1 pseudogene is annotated in these 552 nt (G+C 45.7%); it reads left to right on the forward strand.

Annotated elements, in window-relative coordinates:
* Nucleotides 1–180: pseudogene (locus ACFQ0C_RS31625) on the forward strand (IS110 family RNA-guided transposase); the annotation flags it as partial.
* Nucleotides 181–552 lie beyond the last annotated feature (372 nt).

The raw sequence follows: 552 nt of genomic DNA on the forward strand, positions 1-552 counted from the left end.
TGCATGGTTATGAGTAATCCAGAAGTTCGGGCTTTACATCGCTATAATGTGGAGGAAAAAAAGCTAAAGAAGATGAAATCCATCATGAAATTATGTGGTAAAGTAGCGCGTCTGTTAGTTGGTCTAGCTAAAAGCAGCGAGGATTACGATTCAACACGAGTTTTCCCACAAGCAGCTTAAAAACAGTTAATCCTCACCGGTTCAAGAATTCGCAGGATGAAAAGAAGTACGGAGTATCGGGAGACGTTACGCAAAAGGGCTCGGACCCGTTCCGTTAGAAAAACCGACCTCCACCCCCATAGTTAGATGTGACGAAGGAATGAAAGGGCTGAGACCCGTTGAGACATGGGAGCGAGAATCTCTAGGGCGCAGTGGAGACGTGCACATTTGGAACATTATGGGTGATGGATACCTCACCTTTGTTTGCGCACGCCCTTTTCTATTTTCAACAGAAACCAGCTCCTCCTTCTCTTCTTCTCTTCAACTTACTACAGGGTGAAATCCTGCGAATTCATGAGCCTGAGTGAGGAAACTGAATCATTTCGAGGGAGC

The organism is Paenibacillus sp. GCM10027630 (genome assembly GCF_042676305.1).
Lineage (GTDB): Bacteria > Bacillota > Bacilli > Paenibacillales > NBRC-103111 > Paenibacillus_S.